The organism is Brevundimonas sp. NIBR11 (assembly GCF_027912535.1).
Taxonomy (GTDB): domain Bacteria; phylum Pseudomonadota; class Alphaproteobacteria; order Caulobacterales; family Caulobacteraceae; genus Brevundimonas.
The window spans coordinates 588,403-595,000 of the sequence record NZ_CP115465.1; the positions used below are offsets into that span (position 1 = coordinate 588,403).

The following is a 6,598-nucleotide window of genomic DNA, read 5'->3' on the forward strand; positions in this document are numbered from 1 at the left end:
CGGCGGGTGAGGGGCAAGGGCCGGACCAGCCTCAAGCAGCGAGCGGCCGCGCCGCGAGCGTCAGGCGAACAAGAATGGCGACTAACGGAAACGAAACACCTTTGCCGCCAGATGTCAGGCTGAACCGGCCCGCGCCCAGCGTGACGCCGTAGAGTTTTTGCAGGAGGCCTGCCCATGCGGATCAAGACCTGGCTGATAGCGGCCGCCGCCGGCGCCGGCCTTTGGGGGCTGGCCAGCGCGGCCGGCTCGGCCCAATGCAACTCTGGCTGCCAGCCGCCCCCGCCGCCGTGCGATATGGGCTGCAACCCGCCGCCGCCTCCGCCCCCTCCGCCGCCCCCGCCGGACTGCTGCACGCACCCCGGGCCGCCGGACTATCCCCCGCCGGGCGACATCAACATCAACGTCAACGTCAATGCCAACGCCAACGCCAACGCCAATGCCGCGGCGCGTGCGGGCATCAACGCCCGCGTCGGCGGCTACGGCAACATCCGCGGCGGAGGCGGCGCGGCCTACTTCAACGTCGACCAGCCCTACCCGACCGTCATCCAGAATCTGAATGTCGAGGCCGGCGCCGTCGCCCAAGTCATCCGTGTTCCGTACGAAGCCCGCCGTCGCTGGGAGAAGCGCGTCGTCATCCAGGCGTTCTGCATCGATGACCGCAACATTCCCCACCCCGCGTCTCAGGTGATCCCCGACCGCGACATCGCCGACAGCTATGAGGGCGAACTGTACCGCTGCATCGCCGGCACCCATCTGCAGGTCACCTGGTCGGAGTGGTCGTCGTCCTACGGCCAGGCCGGCTACGGCGGTCCGGGCGGTCCCGGCGGCCCGGGCGGCGGCGAGACCTTCGCCTGCGAGAAGGGCAACGCCCTGTGGCGCTCGCGAACCGGCGAGATCACCTGCCGCATCCAGCGCGAGGAGCGCGACTGCAACGAACGGTCTCTTCTGCGTCGCTACGGCGCGGGCGTGAAGGTCGTCACGTGGGTCCGCGAAGAGGTCTACACCGAATACCGCGAGGAAACCGTGATGGCCCAAGGCGCCGCCATCGTCGGCGCGACCATGATGCTGGACGGCGGCGTCGGCGGCCGGGTGTTCTGAACGGCGGACAACGGCGCGTTCAGCCTGGGCGCATCAGTCCGGGCGTAAGGTCTGATCGTCGGTCATCGCCGGCGATCCTGAGTGAAGACTTGGCCCCGGAGCGAAAGCCCCGGGGCCTTTTTCGTCTTACTGAGCCGGAGCCGGGAGGCTGGCGGATACGACCGAGGCGCGCCAAGCCTTGGACGGGACCAGATAACGCTGCGCCAGGGCCTGGATGTCGGCCGGCGTGACCGCTTCCAGATCCGAGATGTGGCTGGTGATCTCGCCGGGCGTGTTCGGCCGGCTGGATAGCTCGCCGAGCATGGACAGCCAGTAATCGTTGCCGGCCTGGCTGCGACGCAGAGCCTCGACCTGAGGGGTACGGGCCCGGTTCAGCTCATCCTCGGTGATCGGCGTATCGCGTAACGAAGCGGCGATGGCGTCGACCTCGGTGAAGAACGGACCCTGGTTCTCCGGCGTGGTCTGGGCCGTGACGTAGATCGAGCCGTAGTTTGCATAGACATCCGACGCCGACGAACCCGAGCCCGGGCTGTAGGCCAGGGCCAGTTCCTCGCGGATCCGGGCCAGGACACGAAGCTCCATGACGGCCGACAGCAGATTCACCCGACGCGCTTCGGTCTCATCCTCGACCGAATCCGCCGTCGGCCAGGCGACGTAGCCCAGGGCCTGTTCGGCCGGACCGTTGTGGGTCAGGCGGATCGGTTCTGGCGTACCGGCGGGGAAGCGAAGGACATCGGCGCCCGGAGCGTGCGGCGCGGCCGGGCCGCGCGTCGGCAGGGCGGCCAGGGTCGAACCCACGGCGGCGACGGCGTCATCCACCGTCGTGTCGCCGACTATGACGACCTCGATAGGACCCGAGGCCAGACCGGCCGTGAGGCCGGCCTTCAACTGTTCGTTGGTCCAGCCGGCGATGTCGGCGGCGGTTGGGAAGGCCTGACGCGCATCGCCGGACGCCAGAAGCGAGGACGACTGGATGGCGAAGGCCCCGCCGGGCGTGGCCATCTGCTGGGCCAGGATTTGCGGGAAGAAAGCCTTGATCTGCTCGAACGGCGCCGGGCGCAGGCCGGGATCGGTCAGGTAGGCGGTCAGAATCTGCATCTCGAGCTGCAGGTCCTGGGGCCGGGTGGCGCCGCTCAGCTGATAGCTGTCGCCGCCGACCGAGAAGTTGGCGCCATAGATGCGGCCGCTCAGCACGCGGGCCAGCTCGTCGGCGGTCAGGCGGCCGAGACCCCCGGCGGTGTAGGTGAACCCGGCCAGGGACTGGATGTCGGGTCGCTCGGGCGACAGGCCCAGCTCGCCGATGCCGGTACGCACGCTGATCAGGATCTGTTCGTCGCGGAAGTCGGTCGGCTTGACCACCAGGCGCGTGCCGTTGGCGAAGGTGACGACGGTCGTGCCGATCTCCGCGATCTCCTGACGGCCGGTCGGCTGGGCGGCGGCGCCGAAGCTCGCGTACGGCCATTCCAGAGCGGCTTGCTCGGCTCGGGCGGTGACCGGCACGGCCTGCGACGCGGCGAGCATGGCGGTGACGGCGGCCTCTCCGCCCTCGATGGGTTCGGGCGTGACGACCAGGGCCAGGGGGCCCTGACCTTCGAAGACCGCGCGCACGGCGGTGTCGACGGCGGCGGGCGTCAGGCCTTCGACGGCGGCGTTGAAGATGTCGAGATTGGTTTGGGGCGCGGTGAAGACCCGATCGTCGTTGATGCTGTTCAGAAGGCCGGCGGCGAGGCCGGTCGTCGTTCGGGTGGCGGCGGCGGCGACGGCGTTCTGCAGAGCGGTCCGGTTGTCGGTGATCTCGCGCGCCAGTTCGGCCTGCGTGACCCCGAACTCGACGAGGCGACGCTTCTCCTGCTCGATCGCTTCCAGCGCGCGTTGCAGCCCGCCCGGATTGAAGTTGGCCGAGATCGTGCCGACATCGAAGCTGTCGACCCACGACTGGGCGCCCGCGCTGCCGCTGATGAACGGCGGGTTGTCGGCGCGGGCCAGTTCGCCGAGGCGACGGTTCAGAACCGCCAGACCGAGCCCGCGGCGGATGCGCGAGGCGCGCTCGTCCACCGTATCGGGATCGAGGTCCGGAGACTGGATCCAGTTGATCTGGATGGAGGACTGCACGCCCGGTTCGACCAGGATGCGGGTCTCGGCGTCGCGCGGGGCGACCGTGCCCAGGTCAGGTTCGGGACCATCCGGGGCGGACGGCTGCCAGCTTTCGAAGGCGCCTCGAATCTTGGCCTCCATCTGATCGACGTCGAAGTCGCCGACGGCGATCATGGTGGCGCGCGAGGGACGGTAATAGGCCTCGTAGAAGTTGACGAAGCGCTCGCGCGGCGCGGTGCGGATGACTTCCATATCCCCGATCGGGATCCGCGAGGAGACGCGCTGGCCCGGCCCGAGCAGGGCCAACTGGGCGATCAGGGCCCGCAGCCCCGGCGAGTTGCGGGTGCGCTCCTCGCCCTGGATCACGCCGCGTTCGGCCTCGATCTGGTCGGGGGCCATCAGGGCCTCGGACACCTGTTCGCGCATGATGCGTAGGGCGGTATCGACCGTCTCGTCGTTCGTGCGCGGCAGGTCGAGCTGGTAGAAGGTCTGGTCGAAGCCTGTCTGGGCGTTGGTGTCGGCGCCGAAGGCCAGGCCCAGACGCTCCAGGATCGCCAGGAGCTCGTTCTCCGGGATATTGGTCGTCCCGTTGAAGGCCATGTGCTCCATGAAGTGGGCGAGGCCCCGCTGGTTCTCTTCTTCCATCAGCGAGCCCGCATCGATGCGCAGCCGAAGGCTGGCCTGACCCGGAGGCGTGGCGTTCCTCAGGATCGCATAGCGCATGCCGTTGGGCAGGATGCCGAAGCGGACGTTCGAATCGGCGGGAATATCACTGGCCGCCTGGGCCCAGGGGTCGGACGGCTCAGCCGTGGTCTGGGCCGCCGCGGGCAGGGCGCTCAGAAGCGCCAGGCCAGAGGCGGCGGCAAGAAGAAGACGGCGGGCGTTGGACATGCAGGCTCCGGTGGAACGGACCGCACCGGGGTCGGCGCGGCGGAACGAGGTTGACGATAGACAGCCGACGGCCCCCCGCCGGTTGTCGTCACCTTCGCTCCGAACCGGCGCGGGTGTAAAATGAACTTTACGTCAGGTTCCGGGGCGCGAAACGTAGAAGGTGGCCGAGTTGCCGATGGCGTTCGCGCCCGTGGCCACCGAACGGCCGCTGCCGCGGACGGTCGTCGCTGCGGTGGCCGAGACGGTGCCGGAGTTCGTCTGGCTGTTGGTGACGTCCATCTGGCCATCGCACTGGGAGCAGGCGTAGCCGGTCACCGAGTTGCCGACGGCCTCGGCCGCGACATAGGCGTCGTAACCGTAGGCGCCCTCGAAGGTCGAGCTCACTTCGACGCCGCCCGAGTTCACCTGGGAGTTGTCGATCTCCAGATAGCGGTCGTTATTCCCGATGGAGACCTCGTTGCCCGTGCCATAGGCGTTCGAGGTCGCCGCGCCGAAGTCGTAGCTGGTGACGCGGCTGGCGGTCTGAATCTGCGAGAGGTTCGACTGGTCCGTGGTCACGACGGCCGAGCCGCCCTGATTGTACAGCAGCGCCTGGTTGCCCGTGGCGCGCGCCCGGCCGGCCAGGTCCCAGGCATTTCCGGAGTTGGCGCTTGTGGAGGCGGTGACCTGATCGCCGGACTGGCGCTGGCGGATGGTCAGGTCCTGACTGGAAGCGAGGCCGGAGTTCACCGTGACGACGTTGCCGGCTGACTGGCTTATGAACTCTCCCGTCTCGGGGATGTATTGCGTCCCGGCGAAGTTCGAGGCGCGCACGCCGGCGGCGGAGTTCTGGATCACCGTGCCCTCGACGCGCGAGCCGCTGGCGCCCAGCGAGGTCGTGTTGGCGATGGCCGTGACGCCGACCGAAGCGCCGCCGATCAACCGGGCCGAGGATCCCGTGATGGTCGACGAGGCGGTGACCTCGGACGGACCGACGGTCTGCGTCGCGTCAATGCTCAGATCGGCGCCATAGGCCCCGGCGCCCAGATAGGTCCCGCGCGCCTGGGTCGTCGCATTGACGGGCCCCTGGGTGTCGCCGGTCAGGGTCATCGTCGTCGTGGCGGAGGTATTGCCGCGCATGGTCTGCTGGGACGACAGCTCCAACTCGCCGTTCTCGACCGTCCCAGACAGGGTGACGCCCTGAGCCGCGACATTGACGCCGACCTCGCCGGTGGCGCCTTCGACATTCAGGGTCTGGCCCGCGATGACGTCGCCGAGCTGAAGCTGCTGGTTCAGGACGATCGATCGGTCCTGCTGCGCGCTGGCCTCAGTAGCGGCTACGACGCACAGCGCCGTCGCGGCCAGAGTGCCAGCGAGACGGATCGGCGCGAGTCTGGCCATTGTTCGTTCCCGTGTTGTCGTAGGCGGCGTAGTAGCCGCCGGTCGCGCCTACCGTGTTCAGCGGATCGTTGGCCGCATCGATGCAGACCTCCGGTCCCGGTGCGCCGTACAGATTGGCCATCATCTCCAGAGTGGCGCGCTCGATCAGGGCGCGGACCGCCAGCCCGACGGGCTCCATCGCGCCGGTGCCGGCCGACACATCGAAGACGTTGCCGTTGAGGAAGTCGAACATGCCGGCCGAGACTTCGCGGCCGATGATCTGCTTCTGGTAGGAGATGACGTCGACCACTTCGAGCGTGGTGGTCTGGACCAGACGCAGGTCAAGGGCGACGTTCATCACATAGACCTTGCCCTGGATGATGCCGGACCCCGGCACGTCGGTATCGGTCTCGCCCACCCCGGCGTCGAAACCGGCCGAGCGGATGTTGTAGTTCATCTCGGTGATGCCGCCGACGATGTAGAAGTCCGAGCCCGGCACCTGACCCGCCAAGATGCGGCGGTAGTTGGCGTCGGCGGGCGCGTCGGGGCCTTCGTCGCCGATCAGGCGGTTGTTGGCGTAGCGGAGCTCCATCTCCGAGATGGAGGTGTCGTAGCGCTCGACCATCCGCGCGCCGGCCTTGGCCAGGGCGGAGTTGGCCATCAGCGAAGCGCCCTGGGTGATCTGGCGACCGCCGTCTGACGAGACCGAGCCCGTGTAGTCGCCGATCCGGCCCACCGCCATGCGCGGCGAGGGCAAATTATATCGACGCGCGTAGTCGGCCAGGCAGTAGAGCGCCTGGGAGTAGGGGGTCGAGTTGGACGTCACCGGCGCATTGCCGATCGGTCGGGCGTAGAGGCCGCCCGGGCCCGCCACCGGACTGACGCAGGCGGACAGGAGTGCGGCGACCGCAGCGGCGACGACGCCGCTCCGCAACCGGGGACGAAGCGTGCGCGCGATCATTCGAGACCTGTCAGTGTGCCGGTCAGATCCGTGCGGGCGCTGACATTGCCCGTATTGGTCTGACGCGAGTTTACGATGACCGTGTTGTGGCTGCCCTGGACCACCACGTTCAGATTGTTGCCGATGGCCGTGGAGCCGGCGATCGTCGTGCCCTGAGAGCCACCGGCTCCGGAATAGGTCTGGGACACGCCCCCG

General features: G+C 68.6%; 5 protein-coding genes (1 of these 5 cut by a window edge). 1 reads left to right on the top strand and 4 read right to left on the bottom strand.

Going from position 1 to position 6,598, the window contains the following annotated elements:
* The first annotated feature begins 174 nt into the window (after positions 1-174).
* Positions 175-1,098, top strand: coding sequence for a hypothetical protein (locus O5O43_RS02810; protein ID WP_271085406.1), 924 nt, complete (start codon positions 175-177; stop codon positions 1,096-1,098).
* A gap of 126 nt (positions 1,099-1,224) precedes the next feature.
* Here the strand turns inward: O5O43_RS02810 and O5O43_RS02815 are convergent, their stop codons facing one another.
* From O5O43_RS02815 to hfaA, 4 genes are all read right to left on the bottom strand, one after another.
* Positions 1,225-4,083 (bottom strand): M16 family metallopeptidase, encoded by a 2,859-nt coding sequence (locus O5O43_RS02815; RefSeq protein ID WP_271085407.1) that lies wholly within the window; start codon positions 4,081-4,083, stop codon positions 1,225-1,227.
* Positions 4,084-4,215: 132 nt separating this feature from the next.
* On the bottom strand, positions 4,216-5,463 hold the full coding sequence (gene hfaD, locus O5O43_RS02820) for a holdfast anchor protein HfaD (RefSeq protein ID WP_271085408.1): 1,248 nt from the start codon (positions 5,461-5,463) through the stop codon (positions 4,216-4,218).
* Positions 5,390-6,403: a holdfast anchoring protein HfaB gene (hfaB, locus tag O5O43_RS02825; RefSeq protein ID WP_271085409.1), complete on the bottom strand. Its 1,014-nt coding sequence runs from the start codon at positions 6,401-6,403 to the stop codon at positions 5,390-5,392. The genes hfaD and hfaB overlap by 74 nt, the downstream gene beginning before the upstream one ends.
* Positions 6,400-6,598 carry the final stretch of a holdfast anchoring protein HfaA gene (hfaA, locus tag O5O43_RS02830; protein WP_271085410.1) on the bottom strand. Its footprint extends 236 nt past the window's final position, so the window shows 199 of its 435 coding nt (coding positions 237-435); its start codon lies beyond the right edge, outside the window; it ends in the stop codon at positions 6,400-6,402. The genes hfaB and hfaA overlap by 4 nt, the downstream gene beginning before the upstream one ends.

Bases quoted from the DNA above. Each gene is read 5' to 3' on its own strand.
- O5O43_RS02810 (WP_271085406.1), top strand. From the start codon at position 175: ATGCGGATCAAGACCTGGCTGATAGCGGCCGCCGCCGGCGCCGGCCTT.
- O5O43_RS02815 (WP_271085407.1), bottom strand. From the start codon at position 4,083: ATGTCCAACGCCCGCCGTCTTCTTCTTGCCGCCGCCTCTGGCCTGGCG.
- hfaD (WP_271085408.1), bottom strand. From the start codon at position 5,463: ATGGCCAGACTCGCGCCGATCCGTCTCGCTGGCACTCTGGCCGCGACG.
- hfaB (WP_271085409.1), bottom strand. From the start codon at position 6,403: ATGATCGCGCGCACGCTTCGTCCCCGGTTGCGGAGCGGCGTCGTCGCC.